Source organism: Amycolatopsis sp. WAC 01376, from assembly GCF_003947415.1.
GTDB lineage: Bacteria > Actinomycetota > Actinomycetes > Mycobacteriales > Pseudonocardiaceae > Amycolatopsis.
The window spans coordinates 18,651-45,299 of the sequence record NZ_QHKL01000005.1 but is presented as its reverse complement, the minus strand read 5'-3'; the positions used below and the strand labels follow the sequence as shown (position 1 = coordinate 45,299).

The following is a 26,649-nucleotide window of genomic DNA, read 5'->3' as shown; positions in this document are numbered from 1 at the left end:
TGCGGGAGCGCGGTAGTCAGTCAAGTGGACTCCTTGCCGGTTTGGGGGCCGGCTCCTGCCCGGAGGGCATGCCGGACCCGGAAAAAAGGATCCGGCGGCTGGTGTCTGAACCGCGACAGGTCAACCGTAGCAGCCTTGCGGGTCGACCCGCCGGATGAGCGGCGTCCGGACTCGTCGCCGGTATCCCCGCTCAGGCCGTCGCGCCTCCGCGCGCACGGCTTTCACCGACCATGACCTCGTCGAGATCGGGATGGACCTCGTCGGCTCGATTCCACAGGTCGGCCGCCAGCTCGGTGGAGCCTTCAGCGGCAGCGACGTTCCCGAGGCCGACGTAGGCGCGCGCGGTTTCGTAACGGCTTCCGCAGGCTTCGGCGCGGTCCGCGGCCGCGCGATACGCCGAGGCGGCCAGGTCGTGACGCTCCGTGTGAAACCAAGCCCAGCCCAGGCAGTTGAGGGCCATCGCGGCGTCGAGGTCCAGCCCCAGCTCGTCGAAGACGGCCAACGTTTCGGCGGCGAGTGTGGTGGCTTCGACCGGCTGCCCAAGCGCCGTCAGTACCAAGGCGATCCCGCGGCCGGTGATCGCGGCGTTGCGGCGATTGCCGTCACGGCCGTAGGCCGCGTGCGCCTGCCGGAGATCTCGCAACGCGTCGTCATGGTTGCCCCGATAGTGTTCGGCCCAGCCGCTGTGCGCGAGTGTCGTGGTTTCCCCGTGACCGTCACCGATCTGCCGGAACAGCGCGAGCGCTTCGCCGTAACACGCCGAAGCTTCGTCCAGATCGCCGCGATCGACGTGCGCGACCCCGAGATTGGCCGTGGTGGTGGCGAGCGCCCACGTGTCGCCGACAGCCTCGGCGGACGCGCGCGCCCACCGATGGGTTTCCAGCCAAGGATCCCAGAGTTTGGCCACGAAGAAGTAGTCACGCAGGAAGAAGGCGAGCTGCCAGCACCGGTCGTACTCACCGCGTTCATGCGCCGTCCTGCACAGGGCGACCAGCCCGGGCCATTCGGCGCGGAACCAGGACATCGCCATCTCGCCGTCGTCCAGCCGTACCGGTTCCGGGATTCCAGGGTCGAAGACGATCTCCGGGACGAAGCGGTGCGGGGTGAGTTCCTTGTCGGCCTGAGCCGCGGTTCGCACCGCGAAGGCGGTCAGCCTGCCGAATGCTGTCATTTCGTCCTCCGCGTCGGTCAGTACGAATTCGGTCGCGAACGCGCGCAGCAGGTCATGGAATCCGTAGCGGTCGGAGTCCGGTTGGGTGAGCAGGTGGGCTTCGTGCAAACGGTCCAGCAGCCGATCGGTCTCCCGGAACGAAAGCGCGCTCAGCGCACTCGCGGTATGGATGTCGACGTCGGTCCCGGGGTGGACGGTGAGCAACCCGAAGAGCCTCGCTTCGGCGGCACTCAGCTGCTTGACGGACAGCCGGAACGCGACGGCGAGCGAGCGTTCGCCGTCGTCGAGCTCGCCGAGACGAGCTGTTTCGTCGGCCAGCCGCCGATCCAGTTCCTCGACGTCCCAAGACGGGTGAGCGCGAAGCCTCGCCGCGGCGATCCGGACCGCGAGGGGGAGCCGGGCGCATCGTTGGACCACCCGGATGACGGCTGCGCTGGAGGGAACACCGGTGACCGTGGTGAAGAGGCCGACCGCCGCATCGAGCGGGAGCATGTCCAAGGAGATGTGCGCGGCGTCGTCGAGCGCGCTCAGCCGGGACCTGCTCGTGATCAGCACCCGGCACTTCGGCTCGGCCGGGAGCAGCGGGCGCACTTGAGCCGCGTTGACCGCGTTGTCGAGTACAAGGAGCACACTGCGGCCCCGAAGCCGGGACCGATACAACGCCGTCCGATCGGCAGGGTCGGCCGGGATGTGATCCGCCGGCACGCCGAGGACGCGCAGGAGTCTGTCGTGCACCGCGGCGGATTCGCCGGATTCGTCGCGCAGATCGACGAACAGGCAGCCGTCGGCGAACCCGGACTCCAGCCGGTGCGCGCACCGCACCGCGAGTTCCGTCTTGCCCACGCCGCCCATGCCGGACACGACGCAGACTCCTCCGTCGGCTTCGAGCGCCGTGCGGATCGCCCGCAGTTCGGCGGTCCGCCCGGTGAAGGAGGTCGTCGCCGGCGGTAAGCCGGACGGCCGGACGTCCGGCCGTGTCCTGCGCCGCACGGATTCACCGGGCAGCAGTGGTTTCAACGCTCCCTCCGCACCTAGTTCGGTTTCGCACAATGCGGCGAGTGCGGGATTCGGCGCGGAAAGCCCGGTTTCGACCTTGCTGAGGTAACCCTTGCTGTAGTGGGTGCGAACGGCGAGTTCGGTGAGTGAAAGGCCGGCCGCCTTGCGGCGGCGTCTCAGCTCGGCTCCGAACGTGGCTCTCTCGTTCATCGGCCCCCACCCTCGTCGGAGGATCAGTATGGCCGTGTGGAAGATGTTTCGGCAGCTGGCTCCGGCCGCCTGCCGGATCCGTGGACCCGGCAGGCGGCCGCGTGTGCGTTCCATGGTCGCCGATCGTCCTCAGCCGAACACGAAGCCGAGCAGGGCCAGGATGAGGCCGATGGTGTGGGTCTGCATGGTCAGTCCACCTCCTTTCCGTGTGTGGCGACCGCCGGCTGGACCGGGTTCGCGGGCGCGGTTCCCTGTGCGCCGCCGAGCACCACCCCGACGACGAGCGCGATCACCCACAGCCAGAAAGCCAGCCGTAAGAGCAGTGAAAGCGAGCACATGACCTTCATTCCGACTCCTTGGATGTGCGCGTCAGGGCAGCACTCGACAGCACGGAAACCGCTGGTCGGTGTGTTATTCGCCGCGAATTTCGGCGACTCACCAAGAATGCGTCGCGGGTCTGGCAGCGACAAGGAGTTTCCTGTTTCCCGTCTGGGCGGGAAAGGGAAACCCGAATAACGATCGTCGATACACGGCCGCGACCGGCTGGACACGGGCCGCCGGGCTGACGACTATTGACCACCGTGCTCGAACCACTAGGGGAGGACTGGTGACCGTCAGCGCTGTTGATCTCGCCGGCGAATTGAAGCTGCTTCGACGGGGTAGGGGAATCGCGGCACCTCACCTCGCCGAGCGGGCGGGTCCCGCGCTGCGCGCGGTCTGCGGTACGGCCGGGGGTGCCGGAAACGCGGCGATCCGGAGAATGCTGGGCGAATGCCTGTCCGAGTGGTCGCGTTCGTTGCCCGAGGATCTGTGCACCGCTGTGCTGGCCGCGCTCGGACTGCACCCGGAGGCGGTGCACCCCGTCTATCAGGAACGGGTGCGCTGGCTGGCCGGGCATCTGCAGCGTGACGACCGGACCGCCCGCCGGCGTATCGACGAAGGAATCGATCGGCTCGCCGAGGTCGCCGTGGCGTCCACGAACGAATCCTTCGAAGCGGAAACGGCCCAGCCCAGTAGTAGGTGGCACACGGAGGAGCTGCGAGTGACGCTGGCGCTCGACCAGCCGGTTCCGGAGGTTTTCGAATTCCGCCGGATCGTCGCGGACGCCGACGACATCACCGAGCTGGACCTCGCCCTGACCCTCACCGACTCGGTCTATCGGGGTGAAGCCATCGGCGCCGACGATCTCCGGGTGGACGTGTTCCACGGTGGACGGCTGATCGGCAGGGCGATGGAGTCCACTGATCGCGTCGGCTTGGCGTTACACCTGCCCGAACCGCTTCAGCGGCAGAGCAGACACGAGATCGCGTTGCGGTTCAGAGCGGAATTCAGGCACCCGCATTTCGTCTGCGTCCCCCGTCATCCGGTCGATCTGTTCGACCTGCACGTCCGGTTTCCCCTGCCGATCCCGGCGGAAGTGGTGCGGCTGGAGCGGGTCTTCCAGGACGACGCGAGTGATGAGGCGGCGCGAGGATTCTCCTTGACGCCGGACGCTTCCGGCGAGGTCCATGTCCAGTTCCGGCGCCTGACACCGGGTTTCGCCTATGGAGTGCGCTGGAGGGCGCCAGTACCGCTTGGGGAACCTCTCGTGAGCGGTAAGGACGGCTAGAGTCAGCGCGTGCCGGTGTGCGGGCGGCGATTTCGGCGTGTGTCGTCCGCCGGATCACACGTGCCGTCCGTCCAGTCACGCGAAACCGCCGGCTCCGGTTATTCGGATAGCCCCCCGGAACTGTTGAAGGGTAAGGCAAGCGTGTCGTGTCTCGGGCACGTCCCCAAGCACGCGAGTCACGCCTTGCCGAAGTACATGAAGGCCCCCTTCCTTGCGCTAGACGCAAGGAAGGGGGCCTTCATGTACTTCACGACCGGCCGCCGAGGCCACTACCGTCCCACGGTCACCAGGGATCACATCTGACGGTAGCGAAAGCCTCCTTCACTACCCTCAGAGTAGGCAAAGAGGCCCTCACTACCAGGAGAACGCCTACGCAGAAGCGGACACTGGCCCCGCGCTTCCCCTTAATAACCCGGCTTGAGTGCCGGGGTGGCCCTCGCGGCTACGGTGGTCAGGAACACTTCGTCAGGCGGAAAGGGACCACCATGCCGGGCCGGGAACCTGCGCCCACGCCGCGCTACGACGATGAAGACGTCGAGGACCAGTCCACCACACGCCGACGCCGAGTGATGCTGTCCATGGTGGCGCTGGCCGTTCTCGGCGCGCTCTGTGGAGCCGCGTTCACCTCCAAGGCGGCGAACCACTTCGGCTACGCCCTGCCGGAAGAGAAGGGCCTCCCGCACCAGGTCCAGTACAACGGCAGGGACTACCGCGACCCCACGACGTGCGCCGGCGCGCAATGGTGCGAAGACGAGAAAACCCCCGAACAGCGAGCAAGGCCGTACTGCACGCCTCGGACTGGACTGGGCCTGAGTGAAGGCACAGGTGGCTCAGGGTTGATAAAGGTCGATGACGTCTTCACCCTGTTCGGATCTTCACACCCCCTTTTCACGGCTGGTGCCGTCTCGCCGGGGGAGACAGTGACGAGGGTGGTCGTCGAGGCGTCCGATGACTGTTACCTGACCTACGATCTGGTGGGCGGCCCCTAGCCATCCGCCGCCACCCAGGATCGGCTTCGGTGAAGCTCTTATTGAGGGGTAAGGCAAAGGCGGCTTGATGCCAAGGCGACACGGCCGCTGGGTGGTCGTGAGTGTTTCGGGTCGTCAGAACGACACATAACACTCACGACCTCCCCACGGGGCTGCACGGCGTAGCGCTGCCGGTGCAGGACGGGTTCGGCTTCGGTCATCTGCGCAGGGATCGATTGCCGAAACAGTTTCGCTACCGGTGATCGCGCCCGTGCGGAAAATGTCCTTGATTTGGGGCTGTTCGCAACGGTCAGAACAAGGACAAGAAACCGCGAGCCGCAACGTCGCCGCCGCTTTCTCCGATCACCGGGTATTCGGACCGCGAACGCCCGGGAGAGAGCATGGGAACCGCCACTGGCACCACGGCTGCGGGAAACGGCACGGCAGGCGCCCTGATCGTCGTTCTGTACCTGGGCTATACCGCCTTCAAGAGACATGGATTCCGGCCGCGGCGCGTGGAAACGACGCTGAGCGGGCAGCAGCTGCGGCAGGTTTTCAGGAGAACGGTCGCGAGGAGGGGCTGGTCCATCGCGGACGACGGAAATCCCATGATCGCCCACTCCGCGGCACTCGACGCGGTCCGGCAACGGATCGCCCTCAGCGTCTCCGAGACGAACGGGCGCACGGTAGGTGAACTGGCCGCCCTTCTTCCCGGGAAGACGACGCTCGGTGATACGACGAAGGCGTACAGCCTCCGATGGCGGATGAATTCCTTCATCGCACAGGTCCGCCGGCTCGATTCCACCGCGAAAGTGATGGATTGATCCGATGGCGACCATCGACACTCGCCTTATCGGCGGCGAAGTCCAGGGATACCGCACCTTGGCGGATTTGCCGCGCCCGTCGGGCCGGCTGACCAAAGAGGCGCTCGCCCCGCTCGTCGTGGCGGCGAAGAACGGTGATCCGGACGCGGTGCACGCCTTGCTGGCGGTCGTGAAGCCGATGCTGGTGCGCTACTGCCGCGCGCGGATGGGCGGTCGCGACCTTTCCTACCTGTCGGCCGACGACGTCGCGCAGGAGGTTTGCCTCGCGGTCTTCAAGATGTTGCCCGCCTATGAGGATCGAGGTGGCTCGTTCCTCTACCTCGTGCGGGCGATCGCGGCCAACAAGGTCGCCGACGCCTTCCGCATGGTTTCCCGTGACCGATCCGACCCCGTGCCCGAGCTGCCGGAGGCCGGATCGGTCCGCAACGAGCCCGAAAGCCACGCGCTCGGCGTCGACCTCGGCGTGCGGTTGGGCAGGCTCGTCGCCAAGCTCCCGAGAGTGCAGCGGGAGGTGCTCACCCTGCGGATCGTCGTCGGCTTGACCGCAACCGAGACCGCGGCCGCGCTCGGGTTGACACCGGGGAACGTGCGGGTCAAGCAGCATCGCGGCTTGGTGAAGCTTCGTGAACTGGTGCGGGAGGAGGACGACTTCTGAGCCGTACGCGTGCTAATCCAGGACGGGATCGCCCCAGGCCAGTTCCGGGAACCATCTGGTCCCAGTCGTGCCAGGGCGGTGGAATTCCAGCCGAAGCGTCAGCACTCCGGTGACGCCGATGTCGATCGTGGCCGGTTTCCCCAGCGCGACCTTGACCTCGGGTGAGGGTCTTCCGTCGAGGAGTACGCGAAAGTGCCCGACCTGGAAGGGTTCCACGGCGTCGTCGAGGACGCCGGCGACCGCGGTCAGCCTTCGGTAAGCCATTCCGAGGTCCACTTCGACGAAGGCGAGTCGCTCCGCCGCTCGTAGGACGATGCTGTCCGCGTAGTGGACGTCGTTGATCCGCGCGCCTTCCGTCCGGACGCCGTCGCTGCACGCCCGCCATTCCAGGCCGGTCGCCAGCGACGTCCGGTGCGGTCCGGTCGCGCTCACCGCGCCGCCGGACCATCGGCCGCGCTCGGGCCGCTGGTGCCGGGCTCTGCCGGTGATCGCGGCCAGCAGATCCTCCACGCCTTCCTCGGTGAACGCGTCGACCGGGTACCTGGTGGTGGAGAACGGGTTGAGGAAGTTCGGGATGTCCTCGACGGACTGCTGGGGGAACACGACCGGGAGTACCCGTTTGATCTCGCGGCCGAGATCCCTGGTCAGCCGATCGCGGATCCGCGCCGCCTCGAACTGGGATCCTCGTCCTTCGTCGGGGGCGGCCGTTCCCTCGGCGCGGCGTTTGTACTCCGGGGAAGCGATGACCACTACGAAATTCGCCGTGTCGAGGTGCTTCAACGCCCACAATGACCAGTCGCGACGTTCGTTGTCGTCCCATTGATCAAGGTGCACTTCGAGGCCGATCCGGCTGTGCAGGAAATCCGCGAAGAGGCGAACCCGATCTTTGTGCTCCGGTGAATCATGTGCGTAAGTGACGAACACATGCGGCGGCTCGTTGTCGGCCATCGAAACTCCTGTCAGGTGAAGGTGACCCATTCTGCGGGTGCGTCGCATTCTTGACGATCGCACGGTCGAAGACACTCGTTGTCACCCGCTTGTCATCTTTCTGTCTTTCCATGCCCGCCTGCGCTGCGGTGTCCACTTTTTGTCTTGTTTTTGGACCTTTTTAAAAACCCGCATGGGCCCCTACGATCAGGTCTGTCCGGCGGATCGGGGTGCGAAGGGGCGATGACGCTCGTGTACGAGTACGACGTGTTCATCAGCTATCGCCGCAGTGGAGGCGACGCCCCGGACTGGGTGCGGAATCATTTCCTTCCTCGTCTGCGGAGACTTTTCGACGACAATGTCGACTATGACGTCAAGATATTCCTGGAGGACAGCGTTCCCGTCGGAGGAAAGTGGCCACAGGAGATCCGGGACGCGTTGCAGCGCACCCGGATCCTGATCCCGGTCTGCTCGCCGAAGTACTTTCTCGACGAATGGTGCCTCGCCGAATGGCACACCATGGCGAAACGAGAGGAAATCGTCGCGAAGGCAGGCCGGTTGATCTATCCGGTGATCTTCAGTGACTCGGAATACTATCCCGGCTACGCCCACGAGCGCCGTATGCGCAGTTTCCGGAACTGGAACAAGCCGCATCCGCAGTATCAGAACACCCTTGAGTACCTCGACTTCGACCGTGAGGTCGAGCGGATGGTGGAGGAACTGGTGGAGATCATCGCGCAGGCGCCGCCGTGGTGTCCCGAGTGGCCGATCGAGACGCCGCCGCCCGAACCGCCAAGACCGTCGAAGCTGCCGAGGTTCTGACCCATGCCGGGAACCGTGGTCACCTTCTACTCCTACAAGGGCGGCGTCGGGCGGAGCTTCACCTTGGCCAATATCGCCGTTCTGCTGGCGCGCTGGGGATACCGGGTGTTGTGTTTGGACTGGGACCTCGAGGCGCCCGGTTTGGACACCTACTTCCGGCCGATGATGAGCGCGCCTCCGTCGGGCGGCGTCGTGGACCTGATCGACGACTTCCGCGATGGCAGGTTTCGCCCTGGCGCGCATACGACCCGGTTGAAAGGCAAGGTGAAGCTCGACGTCATCACGGCGGGCCGGGCGGACGCCGCCTACGTCGGACGAGTGCAGGACCTCGACTGGGAAGCCCTCTACGAGCAGGGTTTCGGCGACTACCTCGAAGAATGCCGGGAGCGGTGGACGGCCGACTACGACTACGTGCTCATCGACAGCCGGACGGGGATCTCCGATATCGGGGGCATCTGCACCGCCCATCTTCCGGACCGGCTCGTCGTCCTGTTCACGGCGAACGTGCAGAGCATGAAGGGCGCGGTCGAGATCGCCGAACGTGCCAACGCCGCTCGCGACCGCATGCCCTACGACCGGCCGCAGCTGACCGTCCTGCCGGTGCTCTCGAGATTCGACGCCCGCGAGGAATACGCCCGCTCGGAGGAGTGGCGGCGTATCTGTCTCGAAGAGACCAAGGACCTGTTCCGCAGCTGGCTCGATCGCGATGTCTCGCCGGACCTGATGTCGCGTCATCTGACCTTGCCGTACGTCTCCTTCTGGACCTTCGGCGAGCAGCTCCCCGTGATGACGGAACTCAGCCCGACCGCCGACCAGATCAGTTTCGCGCTGGAAACGGTCGCGGCGGTCGTGGCACACGACTTCGACCGGACGGACCTGCTCGCCGAGAACCGGGACGCCTATGTCGCCGCGATCCGTGCGGAGAAACGAACGTTCGGCCACGACGTCCGGGTCAGCACGACCAGATCGACGATGCGGCTCGCCGACGACCTCATGAAGTACCTGGCGGAGCTCGGTGTGCGCCCGGTGTTGTCGTTCTCGGGGGAACGGTCACTGCTCGACAAGGCCGGGGACGACGCCAAGCATCTGTGCCTCATCGTCGACGGGGAAGTGAGCCGGTGGCAGTCGGCCGAGGTCGAGCTGTTCCTGCACCGGACCCTCGGTCAGGATCGCCGGGTCGTCCCGGTGCTCACCGAGGACACCGAGCCGAACACGCTGCCGGGCTATGTGGGCAATCTGAGGCATCTCCAGTTCGGCCCGTCCCGTGGGCCGGTGGAGATCGCCCGGAATCTGGTCGATCAGCTCACGGGAACGACGGCGCTCGTCGAGCCGGGTGAGCTCGACGTCGCCGGCGTGCTCCGGCAAGCCGCTCGCGCGCGACTGCGCCCGCTGATGTGGGGACCGGTGGAAGAGATCGTCACCGAGCTGCAGATCGCGATCGGAGCGGGCGAACGGGATCGCGTTCAGGATCTCGCCGAGGAGCTCATGTCGGTGACGCGGCCACGAGCGACCGACGCGGAGCCGGGCGGTCGCCTGCTTGCGCCACCGGACACCCGCATGGCCATCGAGTGGGCCATGCGGGCCGCCGAGGCGAGGGTCACACGACACGGATTCAGCGGATTTCTCGATCAGTAGGAATCGGGTATGGGAAGGATCACGGATGACGGATCGATTGGGACAGAAGCAGATCGCGGCGATGCTCGTGCTGATGGTGATCGCGCGCGAGATGTCGAATCCGGAGCTGGACGAGATGGTGGGTTTCACCCTCGACGGGAAGGAACGCCGCCAGCTCAACGATCTCGATCTGGTCAGCAGTGACCGTAGCAAGGTGCTCCGCGGCCGTCCGTTCGTGCACGAGCTGACCGAGTACGGCTGGGCCTGGTGCGAGGAGGAGCTGAGCACGGAGGGGGTGCCGTCGCCCCGGACCAGCCTCGGCAGCGCACTGTACGTTCTGCTCGGCGGCCTCGGCAGGCACCTCCGGCGGGAAAGGCTCCGCCTGGCGGACCTCTTCATGCCCGAGGTCCAGCTGACGGCGGAGGAGATCGAGACCCGGATCCGGATCGCGTACCGCAAACTGTCCCAAGCTCCGCGCGACTGGGTCGGGCTGGTGGACCTGCGGCCGATGCTCGGCGAAGCGTCCACTGTGGACGTCGATGAGGTCTTGAAGGAACTCAGCCGGTCGGGGCAGGTCCGCCTGGTCCCGGAGTCGAATCGCAAGGCGCTCACCGCCGCCGCTCACGCCGCGGCCGTCCGTATCGGCGGTGAGGACAACCATCTGCTCTCGATCGAGGAGCCGTGATGGATCCTCAAGCGGCGCTCTCGGCCCTGCGCTTCGACTGGGCCGACACACCCGATCACGTGTGGCGCGATTCGCCCTACCACGTCGACGGTCTCCACACGGGTGTCCTGGCGCAAGTGGGGGCCGGGATCAGGGAGGCGGTCTCCAGTGACGGCCCGAGTCCGATCGGGCTCGTCCTCCAAGGAAAGAAGGGTGTCGGCAAGACACACTTGCTCGGGCTCGTCCGAAAGCAGGTGCATGAGGCTCGTGGCTACTTCTTCCTCAACGATCTCACCGCCGGCGACGCGTTCTGGGAGAACACGGCGGAAGCGTTACGCCGGGGTCTTTCGCGACTGGACGGTTCCGGTGTTCCCCAGCTGACCAGCTTCCTTCGGCGCGTTTGCCTTCGCGCGAGCATCGACGCGAACGTCACCAAGAAGATCTTGGACGGAGGTGGCCTGTCGAGAGGCGATGTCGACTCGTTCGTCGACGGCCTGCGTGCCTTCGATCGAGACGTCGCGAGGGAATGTGCCGACACGGCGCGAGCGCTGGTGCTCTACGCGAGTGAGGATCCGAGCAAGAACTACGTCGGGGACGACTACCTCGGGGTGTTCCCGGAGTCGAAATCCGGGGACCGCCGCAAATGGGGGATCCGGTCGGCTCCCAAGTCCGCGGCGGCCCAGGTCAAGAACATCACGAGGCTGCTCGCGCTCACCGGCCCGATCGTGATCGCGGTCGACCAGCTCGACACCCTGGTGGCCCGCTCCGCGGTGACCGCCGAGCAGGTGCGTGACAGCGCCGAAGAGGACCTGCTCGTCGCGCAGATCGCGGACGGGCTCATGGGGCTGCGGGAAGTGACCAGACGGACCATGACGGTGCTCGCCTGCCTGCCCGGCACTTGGGAGCTGCTCAAGAGGAAGGCCACGGACACGGTTCCGGACCGCTTCCGGGAGGCCGAGTTCCTCGGCAGGGTCACCGACGCGGAGGTCGGCAGGGCTCTGGTCGAGAAGCGTCTCGGAGTCGCGTACGAGGCGATGAAGTTCGTGCCGCCCCACGCCACCTGGCCGGTGTCGCCCGTCGCGTTCGACGGTGTCTGGGAGGAGTTGTCCCCGCGGGATGTGCTGAAACGGATCGTCGCGCACGTCGATTCCTGTGTGCGGGCGGGACGGATCACCGAGCTGACCACGTTCGACGAACGTGGCGCGCGGCCGGCAGGCCCGCCGCGGCCAGCGATGGCCGCCGATCGGTTCGTGGAGCTGGACAAACGGTTCGAGGAACATCGCTCGGAGGCCGACCCGTCGGCACTCCTCGACCCGAAGGTCGAGGACAAGGTGATGCCGAGGCTGCTGTCCGCGGCGCTCCGGGGATGGATCACCGAGGTCGGCGACGACAACCTCGAATGGGTCTACGGGGCCAAGAGCGACCGGAACGAGCTGCACGCCTGGCTCACCCGCACGGTGGACGAGACGTCAGACCTGGAAGAGCATTGGGCGTTCCGGGCCATCGCGGCCTCGCATCCCATCGCCGTGCTGCACCGGTTCCGCAAGGCACGCTCGGCCGCCGGAGTGCGGAAGGGGGCCGAGAACCGGCATCTGGTCGTGATCCGCAACCTGGCGTGGTCGGGAGGGATCAAGACCCAAGCGGAACTCAAAGCGTTCGAAAAGGACGGTGGCAGGGCACGCGAACTGTCCGATGCGGACATCCGCACGTTCTGGGCACTCGACAAGATGTTCGCCGAGGGAAGCCGGGAACTCCACGAGTGGCTCGTCGACCGGCGCCCCGCCGGCCGGTCGGAACTCCTGGCGGAAGTCCTGCCAGAGGCCCTTCAGCGATCTTCGCCCGGATCCGTTGAGGCGCAGGCACCGGCCGCCGAAGGGGAGATCACCCTCGGCACCGTGACCGGCACCGGGAAGCCGGTCAGGATCGAACTCGCCGCCTTGCGCAAGCACGCGGCGATCTTCGCCGGTTCGGGTTCCGGGAAAACGGTACTGCTGCGACGGATCGTGGAGGAGTGCGCGCTGCAGGGCGTTTCGGCGATCGTGCTGGATCCGAACAACGACCTCGCCCGGCTCGGTGACGCCTGGCCGGAGCCGCCCGAGGCATGGGGAGCGGACGACGCCGAGCTCGCCAAGCGGTACCTGGCCGAGACCGATGTCATCGTGTGGACCCCGGGGAGGGCAGGCGGCCGGCCGCTCGCGTTCCAGCCGTTGCCCGATTTCGCCGGGGTTCTCGACGACGAGGACGAGTTCAACGCGGCCGTCGAGGTCGCGGTGGCCACGCTCGCTCCGCAGGTGAAGCTGACCGGAAGCACGGCGAAGACCACTGTCGGCCTCGCGGTGCTGCGGCAGGCCGTCGTGTACCACGCCCGTACCGGGTCCCGGAGCCTGCCTGAACTCATCGAGGTGCTCGAAGATCTGCCCGACGGGGTGAGCACCCTGAACGACGGGCGGAAACTGGCGGCCGAACTGGCCGAATTGCTGAAAGCCTCCATGGTCAACGATCCGCTTTTGGCGGGTGGCGGCCAGCCTGTCGACCCGGGGCTCTTGCTCGCTCCAGGGGAAGGCAAGCGGGCAAGGGTCTCGGTCATCAGTTTCGTCGGGCTGCCTTCGGAGAAACAGCGGCAGAACTTCGTCAACCAGCTCCAGATGGAGCTCTTCGCCTGGGCCAAGCGAAATCCGGCTGGTGACCGGCCACTCGGCGCACTCTTCGTCATGGACGAGGCACAGCTGCTCGCCGCGTCGGGGACCCTCACGGCGAGTACCCGCAGCACCATCGTGCTCGCCTCGCAGGCCCGGAAGTACGGTCTGGGACTGCTTTTCGCCACACAGGCACCGAAGGGCCTGCACAACCAGGTCGTCGGCAACGCGATGACGCAGTTCTTCGGCAGGCTCAACAGCCCGGCCCAGATCGCCGCGGCCAACGAACTCGCCAGGGCCAAGGGCAGCCCCGTCGACGACATCTCGCGACTGGAACGCGCCCAGTTCTACGTGGCGGGGGAGGCGTTCGGCTTCCAGCGGGTGACCACTCCGCTGTGCCTCACCCATCATCCGGCCAGCCCGCTCAGCGTCGAGGAGGTGCTCGCCCGCGCACGCGCCGAAGCCGAGTGAAGCCGTAGCCCGTTCGCCCCATCAACTGTGCTCGCTGGAAAGGATTTCGCACCATGGCAGGAATCTTCATCACCGTCCGGTCCGGTGACGGTCAGGACCGGATCCGGGATCTCGAACGGAGTCTGGCTCACGTGTTCGGAAAGGACCGGGTTCTCCGGTCCGGCGGTCCGGCGTCGGTCCTGGTGGTGCCGATCGGCACCGAGGCGCTCGACGAAGGGGGCCGGGAGGAACTCGCCGAGGCGCTGCGACTCGGCAAGAAAGTCGTCCCCGTCCTCATCGAAGACGACGAAGACTCCGAGGACGCCGTCATGCCGGACGAGATCGCCGGGCTCTCCAGCCTGCGATACCGGCGGCTCGGCGGGCGTACGGCGGAACAGGACATCGCCTGCCTGATCACCGAACTGATCCGCGTCGCCCCGGAATTGGGCATCGGCGTCGTCAAAGGCCTCGAAGACCTGCCGGAGTGGCTCGATTCCTGGCGGCACGAGACGAGTCCCGTACTGCCCGTGGAGCTCCCGGTGCTCGGCCGGGCCAGGGAAGTCGACCGGCTGTGCGCGTGGCTGGACGCGGCGCCGTCCGTCCTGCCCGTGTACGCCGGCAGCCGTACCGAGGCCGCGGCGTTCGTCGCGACCGCGCTGGCGGCCCACCGGCCAGGACTTCGGGCGGTGCGAGTGTCCACTGAGGAAGGCCGGCGTCATTGCCGGGACCTGGACGGTCCTTTCGTCGCCGTGATGGACGGTGTCGACCTGGGGGAGAGCGACACCGGTGGTGGCCATGTCGTCGTGGTGCGGCGTACGTCGCACCGGGGTGGTGCCGAGGTCCTGACGCTGCCCGGGATTCCCCGCGACGAGGCGGCCGAGGCGTTCGCTGCGGCAGGTGTCCCGCCCGCTGACGCGCACACGTACGCGGATCTCGCTCGGCGCGGTCTCGGCAGTCTGCGCCGCAGGCTGAGTGTCGCCGGTGCTCTCCCGAAGTGGGTGAACCCGCTGGAACGCGATCTCGCCGCGCCGCTCCTGCTGGTCGGCCGATGGTCGGCGGGATCGCGGCACGATCTGGACGAGATCGCGGTGATCACCGGGCGGGAGATCGACGAGCTCGGACGCTTTTTCGCCAGAGCCGAGGTCGGCGACGACCCACTGCTGGCCCGGTCTGGCGACGGGATGCGGTTGGCCGATCCCCACGATGCCTGGGCGCTCCTTCATGGCAGGCTGAGCGCGCAGGATCTGCGACGCTGGCACGAGGAAGCCGTCAAGGTGCTCGGCGAAAGAGAGCCCGGGCGGAAGTGGTCGGCGGAACTGAGGCACGGGCTGGCAAGGAGCGCGGCGCTGCTGGCGGCCGAGGGAGAGACCACGTTGCCCGGTGGCGGTACGTGCGCCGACCACGCGACGCGGTTCGTTCGTGAACTGCTCGGACGAGCCAACGACGACGCGGCCGGAGTGCTCTGGCGGTCACTCGCCGATGTACTGCCCCTGCTCGCCGAAGCGGCGCCTCACGAGTTCCTCAGTGCTGTCGATCACGCGCTGACCAGTGATCCTTCGCCACTGAGCGGCGCTATCGACGGTCTCACGGCGGCATTGGAAACGGTCAGCTGGTCCGACGACGCGTTGCCGATGGTGGTCTCGCTGCTGGCCGAACTGACGCGGCCGGGGAGGGAGGCGGGTGACCAGCCGCTCGAATCGCTGATCACCCTCGTGCAGCCGTGGTACCCGTATCTGGACCTGCCCGCCGGGCAGCGGACGGATCTGGTCAAGGCGATCGGACGGCGCTCCCCGGAAGCTGGCTGGCGGTTGGCTCTCGCACTCCTGCGCGGGCCGCGAGGACACCTTCTCGCGAGTCCGCGGCGTCCCCGGATCCGTCTCGAATGGACAGTCCCGGCGCCGCCAGTGGCCGTCTCCGACGGGCCGGAGTTCGAAGACGAGTTGGTCGCTTCGGCATTGGCCGCACTGGGGGAACGGCCTCATCGGTGGTGCGAGTTCTTCGAGCGGCTGCCCGAGCTGACCACCTCGCAGTGGGACCGCGTCGTCGAAGCCCTCACGAGGCTGGACGCGGAACGGCTCTCGGCGGACGAACGGCTTCGTCTGTGGGGCCTGCTCACCGCGCTGACCGCCGAGCATCGCCACTACGACGGCGCGGACTGGACGCTTCCGGAAGAATTGCTGCAGTGGCTGGAATCCTGCGCCGAAATGATCGAACCGGCGGTCAATCCGGGGCGTCACGGCCTGTTGTTCGGGCGGGATCCGTACCTGGAGGGCGGCGACTCTCTCGATCCGGAGGCGCGTGACGCCGAGATCGATCGTCTTCGCCGCGACGCTGTGAGTGGCGTCCTGCGCGAGCACGGTGTCGCGGGACTGAGTGCTCTCGCCGCCGAGAGCGCGCAGCCCAGACTGGTCGGAGAGGTCGCGGCCCAGGTGGCGGTGGACGACCTCCAGGAAGACGCCCTCGCCGAACTGGGTCGCGAGGACTGGGCGGCAGGCTGGGCGGGCGAGAGGGCACGGTCCCAGGGCGAAGAATGGCGGCAGGAGGTCGCGACGCAGCTCAAGGAACAGGACAGACTGGTCGACTACCTCCTGGCCATCCCCGTGGACCACGCGGCGGCGCTTTTCGATTCCGCCGACGACGCGGTTCTCGAGAGCTACTGGGCTCACGTGGATCCGTGGCCGCTTCCGGAAGGGGAGGAGTCGTCGTTCGTCACGCGACTCGCGCGGCGCCGGCCGTGGGCCGCGGTCAAGGCGCTCGCCTTGGGCGTGCGCGCGACAGAGCCGCCGCCTTTGCCCGCCTCCCTGCTGGAAGAGGTGCTGCTCCAGGCGTCCGCCGATGGCATCGAGCCACCCGATCGCAGGGCCGTCGCGAATGTGGCGCCGTTGCTGGACCAGCTGGTCGAGGCCGGGGGGTCGGACGTCGCGGTCGCGCGGTTGGAGCTGCGGTTCCACCCGGCGCTCAAGCACCATCGGCAACCGTGGAGCCTCCAGCGGATTCTCTCCGAGAACCCGGGCGCGTTCGCCGAACTCTGCACCCTGATCCATCCCGCGGACGACGACGTGCCGAGCGTCGAACTGGTCAACATGTGGCTGACGGTCTTCGAGACGCGCACCATGCCGGGTGGTACCGACGGTGCCGCGCTCAAAGCCTGGGTTTCGCGCGCCCGAGCGGAGTTCGCCGAGCGTGGCCGGGCCGAGTTCGGCGACCGGGCGATCGGCACCGTGCTGGCGAGCGGTTCCCCCGTTCCGGACGGCATGTGGCCGCCGGAAGCGGTCCGTGACGTCTTGGACGTCGTCGACGGCGGGTATCTCCGGGAAGGCTTCGCCAGCGGCCTGACCTTCCAGGGCGGCGACTCGCGGGATCTCGCACAGCGTCATCGCGGCTCGGCCCGGCGGATCAACGTCGGCTGGCCGCGGGTCGCCGCACTCCTGCGTGAGCAGGCCGACGAGCTCGTTCGGCGCGGGTAGCGGTCGAAGTCGCCCGTGTGGAGGGGCCGAACGGCTCCTCCACACGGAACGCCTCGTAGGCTGAATGTCGCAAACGTGGACGGGAGGCCGAGGTGACCGGGACGACGAAGGCCGAGGTGATGGCCGAACTGGCCGCGCTCGACGATCCGCGTGCACGTCAGGTGAACGAGAAGCACGGCGACGACCACGGGGTCAACCTCGGCAAGCTGCGCGCGCTCGCGAAGCGGCTGAAGACCCAGCAGGAGCTCTCCCTGGAGCTGTGGGACACGGACGACACCGCGGCGAAACTGCTCGCGTTGCTGATCTGCCGTCCGAAGGCGTTCGAGCGTGCCGATCTGGATCGCATGGTGCGCGAAGCACGCACCCCCAAGGTGCACGACTGGCTCGTGAACTACGTGGTCAAGAAGAATCCGCACGCCGAGGAGCTACGCCTGGCCTGGTCGGCCGATCCGGATCCCGTGGTCGCGAGCGCCGGGTGGGCGCTGACCACCGAACGGGTGGCGAAGAAACCCGAGGGCCTCGACCTCACGCGGTTGCTCGACGTCATCGAGGCGGAGCTGAAGACCGCGCCGGATCGCCTGCAGTGGGCGATGAACCACTGCCTGGCGCAGATCGGGATCGACCACGCGGAGCACCGTGCCCGGGCGATCGGCATCGGGGAGCGCCTGGAGGTGCTCAAGGACTATCCGACCCCGCCGAACTGCACGTCGCCGTTCGCGCCGGTCTGGATCGCCGAGATCGTGCGGCGGCAGTCGGGCGACGTGAGCCGCTGACGACTCTGCCGATCGGGTGACGCGGGCAACGGCCGCGGCCCGGCGCGCGTGATCCGGCCGAAACCTGTTCCGGCACTGAGGGGATCCGCATGGACATCGGCTTGGTCAAACGATGCGCGACGGCAGGCGTCGCCGCCGTCGCGCTTTCTGTTTCGGTTTCGGCTCCGGCCGGGGCGAGCCCGGCGCCAGGCTCCACGGCGTGCTCGTATCAAGTGACGCCGGTGGTGGTGCCGGCGGACGCCGAACGCCAACGGGTCGACGTCGTGGCGACCGATGGCGCGGGCAACTACTCCGGCACCCAGATCGTCGGCTCGGTCGGCGCGTACCGGCTCGTCCTGTGGCACGGCGACGATCCCCGAACCGTCGAGCCGCCCAAGGGATTCGACTCGGTCGCGCCCGTCTCCCAGAACCGGTCGGGCACCGTACTGGTCAACGCCGTCTCGTTCGACACCCGCGAACGGCAGATCTTCTTGTACCGCGACGGTGTCTACGAGCCACTCGCGATACCGGCCGGCTTCGTCGATCCCCGGGCTGTGGCGATCAACGATCTCGGTGAGATCGTGGCCACGGCGACCCCGGCCGGTGGCACCGGCGCCGTGGTGATCGCGTGGCTCAGCTACGCCGCCCAGCCCTTGATCATCTCGCCGCCCGAACTGCCCTACGCGTCCGCCGTCGACATCGACCAGGACGGCACCATCATGCTCGGCGACGGCTATTCGGCCTATCTGTGGCGTTCCGGCAAGCTGATCGCGCTGCCTCCGTCGCCCGAGGTCCCGGTGTTGTCGCGGGGCATCAGCGCGGGCCGCGCGGTCGGGACGATCCTCGACCCGAAGGGGCCGAAAGGTGTGGTCTGGACCGGGAACATCCCGGAACTGCTCGAAGGCGGCGGCTCGGCGGAGAGCATCAACCGGCACGGCCTGATCGCCGGCCGCGCCCGTGCCTGGGACGGGCCGCCCGTGGTCTGGCAGGGCACCCGCCTGGCGGGGGAACTGCCGCTTCCGGCCGGGTCGGCCTCGGCGAGGGCGGACCTCGTCAGTGACGACGGGACCGTCTTCGGGGATGCCGACGCCGGCGCCGGTCCGGTGCACTGGCGCTGCGCGGTCCGGTGATCCGTCGCGGGCGGCGGAAAGCTCAGCCGAGCGCGTCCGCCTTGATGGCCTCGAACTGGGCGCCCATCCGCGCCGCGAGTGCCTCCGCCGCCCGCAACGGCCGGACCATCACCTTGAAATCGGCGATCTTGCCGTCGGCGTCGAAGGTCAGGAGGTCGCAGCCGTTGATCTCCAGCCCGTCGACCGTCGCTTCGAACTCGTACACGTGGTGCGCGCCGTCGTGGATTTCGCGGACATAGCGGAAGTCCTCGAACACCCGCAGGACACCGCGCAGGATCGCCGCGGTGATCGCCTTCCCCTGGTAGGGCTTGAACGCCACCGGGCTGGTGAAGACCACGTCGTCGGCGAGCAACGCCTCGATCGCGGCGGCGTCCTTCGCTTCGACTGCCTGGCGGAACGTGGGCATGACGATCTCCTCATAGTCAACTTGTTGAGTAGATGTCGCCGAGCGTAGGTGATCACCATGCCGGTGTCCATCAAAGTGCCTAATCAACTTTGCGACTAATCCGCGCGGGGTTATCATCACACCATGGCGCTGCGGAACGCGATCCTCGCGACGCTCCTCGACGGCGAGTTCTCGGGCTACGACCTGGCGAAGAGTTTCAACGCGTCGGTCGCCAACTTCTGGACCGCGACGCCGCAGCAGCTCTACCGGGAGCTGGACAAGATGGAAGCGCAGGGCCTGGTGGCGGCTCGGGTGGTCGAGCAGCAACGGCGTCCGAACAAGCGGCTCTTCTCCCTGACCGACGCCGGCGCGGCCGAACTCGCCGGCTTCACCACGCGGCCGTCGAAGCCGACCGCGATCCGCGACGAACTGCTGGTGCAGATCCAGGGGGTCGAGGCGGGTGACGACAAGGCGGTCCGGCGCGCCGTCGCGGACAGGATGGCCGTCGCCGAAACGAAGCTCAAACGGTTCGAACGCCTCCGGGGCCGCCTTCTCGGCGAAGCCACGGAGGCGGAGTTCCTCGCCACCGCGCCCCGTGTCGGCCCGTATCTGACCCTCGCCCGCGGGATGGCGTTCGAACAGGAGAACATCCGCTGGTGTGCACAGGTTCTCGCGGTCCTCGACCGGCGCGCGACCGCGGACGACGGAGGAGATCGGCTTGGTTGAGCGGAAGAAGGGTCCGAAATTTCGCCAGGTGGTGCTGGATTGCACCGACGCCCGCGCGCTGGCGGAGTTCTACCGGCGGCTGCTGGTGTGGGACTACCGCCCAGGGGACGAACCGCCCGCGCCCGGCGACGGCGACAAGGACTGGCTGGTACTGAGAAATCCGGACGGCGGGGCGCAACTCGCCTTCCAGCAGGTCGATCGGCTGCCGGAAGCGAGCTGGCCGGACGCCGAACCGGTACCCCAGCAACTGCACCTGGATCTGACCGTGGACTCGGTCGAGCAACTCGAGGAGCAGCACGCCCGCGTCCTCGAACTCGGCGGGCGGCTCCGGTACGACCGCAGCGAAGACCCGGAAGAACCGCTGCGCGTGTACGCGGATCCGGCCGGGCATCCGTTCTGCGTCTTCGTCGTCTGAAGCCCTCAGGCGCGGCAAAGCAGCGCGTCGGGGGTGCGACTCGAGCCGACCCGGCCGGTGTACGCGACACCGGCGACGTATTCGCCTGGTGCGCACTGGCCCTTGTAGTGGCCCGACGCGAAGTCGCCGCCGGGCGACCCGGACGGCCGGTTGTCACCGCGGTCGAACCAGACCGTCCGGCCGGTGCGGCCCAGCGGGGTGGCGGACCGGCCGCACAACAGGGCGGAGAACGCCGAACCGGTGACGCTGTACCCGACAGCGGCGTGGTCGGGCGGGCATTGCACCTTGGTGTAGCCCGACGCCCAGTCAGTGTCCACATAGGTCTCCCCGCGGACCACGGCATATCCCGCCGGGACGGCGAGCGTGCCGGTGCACAGACCCCGGTTACCGGTGTGGGAGAGACCGGTGAGCCGCTGGCCGTCGGGGCAGGAACCCTTGCGGGCGCCCGGATTCCAGTCCGGCATGGTACGGACCTCGCGGGAAGCCTGGAAATCGGCGTGGTCGAGGTTCAGCATCGACCACCGCTCGGCAGGCGGGATTCGGCCGGACCGGGACGGCGCGTCCACCAGCCGTCGCCAGGCGGGACCACGCCAGTCCGTGCCGTCGAGCACGTCGACACGCCGTCCCGCGGTGTCCCACGACAGCAACGACCATCCGTTGCCCTTGCCGCCGTCATGGAAGCCGACCGCCGGCCAATAGGCGAAGTCGGTGTCGGTCTCGGCGAGATAGGCGACGAAGTTCTCGAACCAGGCGCGGCTCGCCGCGTCCGTGGTGTGGCGGCCTTCGCCGAACTCGCTGATCCAAAGCGGGGCGGTGTAGTGCTTGCCGGTCTCGGCCGAGACGAAGAACGCTTGCCGGTAAAGGACATCGCGCAGCTCCTGGGGTGACAGGTCGCGGTAGCGCGGGTCGTGCGTCTCGCCGGTGCCTGTCGCTCCGGAGTGGTTCGGCCCGGTGTAGCCGTAGAAGTGTGCGGCGTAGACCAGCTTTCCGGAGTCCACGAGCGTATGCGACAGCGTCCGGGCAGGCTCCAGCGTGGGCCTCCCGTGGGGAAGGCCGTCCACGGGCACGCCGGTCCAGTTGATGCCCTCGACGATGAGCAGCAGATCGGGATTGGCCTCGGTCAGGATGCGATCGGCCACCCGCTGGCTCGCGCGCTGCCAATCCGTGCCGTTTCCCCAGCCCCAATTGGGATCGTCGAAGACGTTGCGGCGGACCTCGTTGTACAGATCGGCGCCGGCCACGCGCTTGTTCGCGGCGTAGCGGCGGGCCATGAACAGCCAGTCGTCCTGCCATTGCTGTTCGGTCTGCGCGGTGTTCCAGCGTTCGTTGCCGTCGAGACCACAGCACCAGCGAGAGGTCGTGGTGTGGTTGTTGAGGATCACCGCGAACCCGCGTGCGGTCAGCCGGGAGACGACGCGGTCGTAGACCCGCAGCGGGGTAAGGCCGCGCAGTTCCGGGTTCGCCGGGAGGTCGGGGACCGGCTGGGTGTCGTGGATCATGGCGTTGGAGAAGGGAAGCCGGACGCTGTTCAGCCCCAGCTCGGCCAGCCCGTCGATGACGGTGTCGATCGACACCCGATCCAGCCCGAGCGGTGTCTGATAGGCGATCTCACCGGCGTGGTGAGCGGCCGGATCACGCACGTCACCGGACCCGGTCCACGTACCGCTCGCGCCGTGCCAGTTGGCGGCCTTCAGCTTGAACCGGTCGCCCGCCGCGTCGACGATGTAGCGGCCGCGCGTGCTGAGCGGCGCGGCCCAGGCCGCCGGGTCCGCCGCGGCGACGGCGGGCGGGGGAACCACGATTCCGGCGGTCACCAGCGCGGCGAGCAGCACACTCTTGATCCTCACCCGCCGGAGGCTAACCAGTCGCGCGCCCGGTTGTATACGGACGTTCGGGTTGCTGTTGATAGCTTCGCGGTATGACCACCGCGCTGATCGTCGGTGACCTCCAGCGAGGCATCACGGGCAATTATCCGTTCGCCAAGCAAGTCCTGCCACCGGTCGAGGCCCTGCTGCCGCGGGCGCGGGCGGCCGGCGCGCTCGTCGTGTTCGTGCACTTCGCGCTCCGCGGCAACGGCGCCGATCTGCCGGCGGGGAACCCGTTGTTCAAGACGTTCCACGAGGCGGGGGACACCTTCCACGAGGGCTCGGCCGGGACCGAGATCGCCCTGCCGGTCGCCGACGACGACGTGGTCGTGCTGAAACGCCGTGCCAGCGCGTTCGCCGGCACGGATCTCGATCTGGTGCTCCGCGCCCGCGGCGTCGACACCGTCGTGATCGCCGGAGTCGCGACCAGCGCGATGGTGGCCGCGACGGCCTACGACGCGGCGGATCGCGGCTACCACGTGACCGTGCTGCGCGACGGTTGTGCCGACGGCGACCCGGCGATACACGACTTCTTCGTGGACGCGGTCTTCCCGAGCCGCGGGTTCGAGGTCGTGACGTGCGCGGACTGGCTCGTCGACGGCGAATATTGAGGGGGAAGGCAAAGGTGGCGTGGCGTGGGGCCGGTGCCCGCTTCTGCGTAGGCGTTCTCCTGGTAGTGAGGGCCTCCTTTCCTACTCTGAGGGTAGTGAAGGAGGCTTTCGCTACCGTCGGATGTGGTCTCTGGTGACGGTGGGGCGGTTGTGGCGTCGGCGGCTGGTCGTGAAGTACAGGAAGGCCCCCTTCCTTGCGCCTAGCGCAGGGTCCCGGCAAAGTCGCATAACTGCTGGTCGGCTCCGCCGCTAGAGCGGGACTAGGTGAACGTGTCGTGGTGGACCCGACTGGAGCGGGTTCCCGCAAGGAGCTTCACCCGGCGCCTGACTGTCCATAAGGGACACTTTACGAAACAAAGGTGCCCGATTTGGGTGACTTGCACGGTTTCACGAGGGGGTCGTGAGTGATTTTTGTTGTTCTAACCCTCATTGCCACTCACGACCCCCCCGCAGAAACGTGCACAGCGGCATCAATCGGACACTCAATCACCCGGCGGTGTCCCTTGTGGACACTGAAGCCCCGCCGGCGTCCAGAATCCGGCCTGCCGACAGTGCAGGAATAGTCGCCTGACCTGCAAGATCTCGACTTTGCCGGGACCCTGCGCCCAGGTACAGGAAGGGGGCCTTCATGTACTTCGGCAAGGCGTGATTCGCGTGTCTGGATGCCGCACTCGGGTGTGTGCGGAGTCTGAGAACGCGAGTGCGGTGTCGCGTCACCCAGCCCGCCGTCTCGCCCGAGACACGACACGTTTGCCTTACCCCTCAATAAATCGCGAGACCGGCTCGCTCGGGTATGGCACCGTGGTCGCCGAGCCGATCAAGGGGGAGCCGGAATGGACACGAGACGACTCGGGCGTACCGATGTCGAGGTGACGCGGCTGGGGTTCGGCGGCGGCCCGCTCGGCGGACTGTTCGCGCCGTTGGACGACGACACCGCGGCGGGCGCGCTGGCCGCGGCCTGGGACGCCGGGATCCGTTACTACGACACGTCACCGCATTACGGGATCGGGCATTCCGAGCGCCGGATCGGCGAGTTCCTGCGCTCGCGGCCGCGAGCCTCCTTCGTCCTGTCGACGAAGGTCGGCCGCCTGCTGGTCCCGCGTGATCCGGACGGGGAAAGTGATCCGGCAGGCTTCCACGTGCCCGCGACGCACGACCGGGTACGCGACTTCACCCGCGACGGGATCCGGCGCAGTGTCGAGGATTCACTGGAGCGGATGGGCCTGGACCGGATCGACGTGCTGTACCTGCACGACGCCGAGGAGTTCTTCGACGACGCGCTGCGCGACGGCTATCCGGCCCTGGCGGAACTGCGGTCGGAAGGGATCGTCGGCGCGATCGGCGCCGGCATGTACGACACGGCCATGCTGACCACTTTGGTCAAGGAGACCGATGTCGACGTGGTCATGCAGTCCGGCCGCCACACACTGCTCGAACACGGCGCGCTCGACACGTTCCTGCCCGCGTGCGAGGAACGTGGTGTCTCGGTGATCGCGGCTTCGGTCTTCAACTCCGGGTTACTCGCCATGCCGAGGCCTGTCGCGGGAGCGTACTTCGACTACGAGGTCGCCACGCCGGAAATCCTGGAGCGGGCGAACAAGATCGCCGACGTGTGCGAGGCGCACGGCGTGACGCTTCCGCAGGCGGCCATGGCCTTCCCGCTCCAGCACCCGGCCGTAGCCGGTATCGCGGTGGGGATGCGGTCCGCCGACGAGGTACAACGGAACGTAGAGTCCTTCGCCGCGGAGGTGCCCGCACAGGTCTGGGCCGATCTGAAGGCCGCGGGCTTGATCCGTTCGACAGCGATTAGGGTGGTCTGATGGTGTCGGTGAAACAGGTCCAGGTCACTTTCGACTGCGCGAAACCCGAGCGCCTCGCCCGCTTCTGGTGCGAGGTACTGGGATACGTCGTGCCGTCGGCGCCGGACGGGTTCGCCACCTGGGACGACTACAACCACACGCTGGCGCCCGAGGAGCAGGACGCGAGCTTCGCCTGCAGTGACCCCAACGGAGTGGGCCCGCGGCTGTACTTCCAGCGCGTTCCCGAGGGCAAGGTCGTCAAGAACCGGGTGCATCTCTGCGTGCGGGCCGGCATCGGACTCGTCGGTGAAGAGCGCCTCGCCGTCCTTCAGGCCGAGCGCGCCCGCCTGGAGGCGCTCGGCGCGGTCTGCGAGCGGGTCATGCTGGCCGACGAGGAGAACGAGTCCTGCATCGTGATGCAGGACATCGAGGGCAACGAGTTCTGCCTCGACTGAGGCCGGGTTCATCGCGCTTCCCGAATGCTGAACGTCGTGATGCAGAAGCCGCCGTCCTCCGTGCGATCGGCGATCACGGTGCCCCGGGAGGACCGTCCTTTGACGTCACCGGCGACGTTGGCGAGGACGAACTTGGCGGTTCCGCCCGCCCTGGTGATCTCGACGCGGGAACCCAGCGGGAGAAGTGAGTCGATCTTGTCGTCCATGAACCGCTTCTGCGCTTCGCAGGCGAAGGCGATCGCTCCCGCCCTGTCGCTTCCGGCGATCTTCGCGAGAAAGTCCGTGACCACCTGAACACCCTTCTCCGGCGGCTGCGGAGCCGGGCGCACGGTCACGGTGACCCTCGGGCGCGTCGTGCGGCTGACCGTCGTCCGGCTCGGGCTGCTCGTCGGGCTGGAGGTCGTCGCCGGGCTGGAGGACGGGACGGGCAGCGAGATCCCGGCGTTCTTGCGGAGCAGGAAGCCGGGAGCGGCGAAACCGGTGACGCAGAAGGCGACCAGCGCGATCACCGCGACCAGGATCCCGATGGCCACACCGGGCTTGACGGTCGAAGACTGGGTGTTCTGCTGGTCGGGCAGGCCTGGATAGCTCATCGGAGTCACCTTCCGTGCGGATCTGAAGTGGCGATCCGACGGAGCCTTCGCGGGGCGGGTTCCGATCCTTTCGGAGACCTTACGGGTCCCGGTCTGTTCCGTGATCCGGCTGAAGGCGCTGATAGGTGGCCTGCGCGTCGATGGCGGAATCAGGCTGCGAGTATGGAGTAGCCCTATCATGCGATCGGGTTAACCCACATCGATGTGTAGAGCAGTACACTCAGAGCCATGGCTCAGAACACATCTCTTCACCTGACCGACTTCCTCACCGCGCAGCAGCGCGCTGAGCTGGAAGGTCTGGCCGATGAGGTGACCTACCCGCCTGAACACACGATCTTCTGGGAGGGCCAGCCGTCCCTCGCGGTGCTGATCATTCAGTCGGGCAACGTGAAGGTGACCCGCCAAGGTGCGGACGGCACGGAGATCATCTTCGCGATCCGAGGGGCGGACGAGGTGATGGGGGAGGAGGGCGTCTTGATGGACGAGCCGCGTTCGGCCACCGTCAGCACGATCACCACGGTCTCCGGATTGATCCTCCGCGCGGACGAACTGCTGCGCTTCGTCGGCGAACAGGACCTGTGGCCGGCGATGTACCGGGCGACCGTCCGTCGCCGACGGCAGTTGGAGGAGCGGCTGATGCTGGCGCGGCTGGACGTGCGCAGCCGGCTGGCGCGGTGGTTGCTGGAACTGGCCACCGAGGTGGGGGAAGACACCGAGGAGGGTTGGGTAATCGAATCGACCTTGTCGCAACAGGATCTCGCCGCCCGTATCGGCGCTTCCCGTGACGGCGTGGCGATCGAGCTGCGGAAGTTGCGGGAGCTCGGTCTGGTCACCACCGCGCGGCGGCGGATCGTCCTGCACGACCTGACCGCACTGCGAGCGATCGTTGCCGGCTGACGAAGAGG

The 26,649-nt window shown here is 67.5% G+C and carries 23 protein-coding genes; 17 read left to right on the top strand and 6 right to left on the bottom strand.

The genetic code is table 11. The features are described 5' to 3' along the window. Positions 1-190: 190 nt before the first annotated feature. Together DMH03_RS26315 and DMH03_RS42135 are read right to left on the bottom strand one after the other, a co-directional pair. Positions 191-2,377, bottom strand: a complete 2,187-nt coding sequence (locus DMH03_RS26315) for a tetratricopeptide repeat protein (RefSeq protein WP_125794698.1) — start codon at positions 2,375-2,377, stop codon at positions 191-193. 188 nt (positions 2,378-2,565) lie between these two features. Next, positions 2,566-2,724, bottom strand: a complete 159-nt coding sequence (locus tag DMH03_RS42135) for a hypothetical protein (RefSeq protein ID WP_158632604.1) — start codon at positions 2,722-2,724, stop codon at positions 2,566-2,568. Between the two features lie 260 nt (positions 2,725-2,984). Here DMH03_RS42135 and DMH03_RS26310 point away from each other — a divergent pair, with 260 nt between their 5' ends. From DMH03_RS26310 to shbA, 4 genes are all read left to right on the top strand, one after another. Then, positions 2,985-3,986 carry a hypothetical protein gene (locus DMH03_RS26310; protein ID WP_233611658.1) on the top strand — a complete coding sequence of 334 codons (1,002 nt, stop codon included), beginning with the start codon at positions 2,985-2,987 and terminating at the stop codon, positions 3,984-3,986. Between the two features lie 485 nt (positions 3,987-4,471). Next, positions 4,472-4,975, top strand: a complete 504-nt coding sequence (locus tag DMH03_RS26305) for a hypothetical protein (RefSeq protein ID WP_233611657.1) — start codon at positions 4,472-4,474, stop codon at positions 4,973-4,975. A 380-nt stretch (positions 4,976-5,355) separates the two neighbouring features. Continuing rightward, positions 5,356-5,778 carry a hypothetical protein gene (locus tag DMH03_RS26300; RefSeq protein ID WP_125794697.1) on the top strand — a complete coding sequence of 141 codons (423 nt, stop codon included), beginning with the start codon at positions 5,356-5,358 and terminating at the stop codon, positions 5,776-5,778. Positions 5,779-5,782: 4 nt separating this feature from the next. Next, the gene (shbA, locus tag DMH03_RS26295; protein WP_125794696.1) at positions 5,783-6,433 is read left to right on the top strand and encodes an RNA polymerase sigma factor ShbA; all 651 of its coding nucleotides are present in this window, start codon (positions 5,783-5,785) and stop codon (positions 6,431-6,433) included. A 12-nt stretch (positions 6,434-6,445) separates the two neighbouring features. Here shbA and DMH03_RS26290 read toward each other — a convergent pair whose 3' ends face one another. After that, positions 6,446-7,381 (bottom strand): SEFIR domain-containing protein, encoded by a 936-nt coding sequence (locus DMH03_RS26290; RefSeq protein ID WP_158633124.1) that lies wholly within the window; start codon positions 7,379-7,381, stop codon positions 6,446-6,448. 222 nt (positions 7,382-7,603) lie between these two features. Here DMH03_RS26290 and DMH03_RS26285 point away from each other — a divergent pair, with 222 nt between their 5' ends. The 7 genes from DMH03_RS26285 (at position 7,604) to DMH03_RS26255 (ending at position 18,895) form a co-directional block, all read left to right on the top strand. Further along, the gene (locus tag DMH03_RS26285; protein ID WP_233611656.1) at positions 7,604-8,182 is read left to right on the top strand and encodes a toll/interleukin-1 receptor domain-containing protein; all 579 of its coding nucleotides are present in this window, start codon (positions 7,604-7,606) and stop codon (positions 8,180-8,182) included. A gap of 3 nt (positions 8,183-8,185) precedes the next feature. Beyond that, positions 8,186-9,817, top strand: a complete 1,632-nt coding sequence (locus DMH03_RS26280; RefSeq protein ID WP_125794694.1) for a CATRA system-associated protein — start codon at positions 8,186-8,188, stop codon at positions 9,815-9,817. Between the two features lie 25 nt (positions 9,818-9,842). Beyond that, entirely contained in the window at positions 9,843-10,481 is a 639-nt protein-coding gene (locus tag DMH03_RS26275) for a hypothetical protein (protein WP_125794693.1), read from the top strand. After that, positions 10,481-13,567: an ATP-binding protein gene (locus DMH03_RS26270; RefSeq protein WP_125794692.1), complete on the top strand. Its 3,087-nt coding sequence runs from the start codon at positions 10,481-10,483 to the stop codon at positions 13,565-13,567. Before DMH03_RS26275 ends, DMH03_RS26270 begins: the two co-directional genes overlap by 1 nt. 53 nt (positions 13,568-13,620) lie before the next feature. Next, positions 13,621-17,013, top strand: a complete 3,393-nt coding sequence (locus DMH03_RS26265; RefSeq protein ID WP_125794691.1) for a hypothetical protein — start codon at positions 13,621-13,623, stop codon at positions 17,011-17,013. 92 nt (positions 17,014-17,105) lie between these two features. After that, positions 17,106-17,786, top strand: coding sequence for a DNA alkylation repair protein (locus DMH03_RS26260; protein WP_199749033.1), 681 nt, complete (start codon positions 17,106-17,108; stop codon positions 17,784-17,786). Between the two features lie 89 nt (positions 17,787-17,875). Further along, positions 17,876-18,895, top strand: coding sequence for a hypothetical protein (locus tag DMH03_RS26255; protein ID WP_125794690.1), 1,020 nt, complete (start codon positions 17,876-17,878; stop codon positions 18,893-18,895). A gap of 22 nt (positions 18,896-18,917) precedes the next feature. Here DMH03_RS26255 and DMH03_RS26250 read toward each other — a convergent pair whose 3' ends face one another. Further along, the gene (locus tag DMH03_RS26250) at positions 18,918-19,301 is read right to left on the bottom strand and encodes a nuclear transport factor 2 family protein (RefSeq protein WP_125781405.1); all 384 of its coding nucleotides are present in this window, start codon (positions 19,299-19,301) and stop codon (positions 18,918-18,920) included. A 123-nt stretch (positions 19,302-19,424) separates the two neighbouring features. Between DMH03_RS26250 and DMH03_RS26245 the strand changes: the two genes are divergently transcribed. Both DMH03_RS26245 and DMH03_RS26240 read left to right on the top strand, forming a co-directional pair. Beyond that, the gene (locus DMH03_RS26245; RefSeq protein ID WP_125794689.1) at positions 19,425-20,006 is read left to right on the top strand and encodes a PadR family transcriptional regulator; all 582 of its coding nucleotides are present in this window, start codon (positions 19,425-19,427) and stop codon (positions 20,004-20,006) included. Beyond that, entirely contained in the window at positions 19,999-20,421 is a 423-nt protein-coding gene (locus DMH03_RS26240) for a VOC family protein (protein ID WP_125794688.1), read from the top strand. The genes DMH03_RS26245 and DMH03_RS26240 overlap by 8 nt, the downstream gene beginning before the upstream one ends. 5 nt (positions 20,422-20,426) lie before the next feature. On the opposite strand, the gene DMH03_RS26235 is transcribed toward DMH03_RS26240, so the two are convergent. Beyond that, positions 20,427-22,268, bottom strand: a complete 1,842-nt coding sequence (locus DMH03_RS26235) for a glycoside hydrolase family 5 protein (RefSeq protein WP_233611655.1) — start codon at positions 22,266-22,268, stop codon at positions 20,427-20,429. 71 nt (positions 22,269-22,339) lie between these two features. Between DMH03_RS26235 and DMH03_RS26230 the strand changes: the two genes are divergently transcribed. The 3 genes from DMH03_RS26230 (at position 22,340) to DMH03_RS26220 (ending at position 25,151) form a co-directional block, all read left to right on the top strand. Next, positions 22,340-22,897: a cysteine hydrolase family protein gene (locus tag DMH03_RS26230; protein WP_125794687.1), complete on the top strand. Its 558-nt coding sequence runs from the start codon at positions 22,340-22,342 to the stop codon at positions 22,895-22,897. Positions 22,898-23,730: 833 nt separating this feature from the next. After that, positions 23,731-24,717, top strand: a complete 987-nt coding sequence (locus tag DMH03_RS26225; RefSeq protein ID WP_125794686.1) for an aldo/keto reductase — start codon at positions 23,731-23,733, stop codon at positions 24,715-24,717. Continuing rightward, positions 24,717-25,151 (top strand): VOC family protein, encoded by a 435-nt coding sequence (locus DMH03_RS26220; protein WP_125794685.1) that lies wholly within the window; start codon positions 24,717-24,719, stop codon positions 25,149-25,151. The genes DMH03_RS26225 and DMH03_RS26220 overlap by 1 nt, the downstream gene beginning before the upstream one ends. Before the next feature lie 8 nt (positions 25,152-25,159). On the opposite strand, the gene DMH03_RS26215 is transcribed toward DMH03_RS26220, so the two are convergent. Then, on the bottom strand, positions 25,160-25,744 hold the full coding sequence (locus DMH03_RS26215; RefSeq protein WP_125794684.1) for a hypothetical protein: 585 nt from the start codon (positions 25,742-25,744) through the stop codon (positions 25,160-25,162). 228 nt (positions 25,745-25,972) lie between these two features. Here DMH03_RS26215 and DMH03_RS26210 point away from each other — a divergent pair, with 228 nt between their 5' ends. Then, a complete protein-coding gene (locus DMH03_RS26210) occupies positions 25,973-26,641 on the top strand; it encodes a Crp/Fnr family transcriptional regulator (RefSeq protein ID WP_125794683.1) in 669 nt (222 codons plus the stop codon). Positions 26,642-26,649 lie beyond the last annotated feature (8 nt).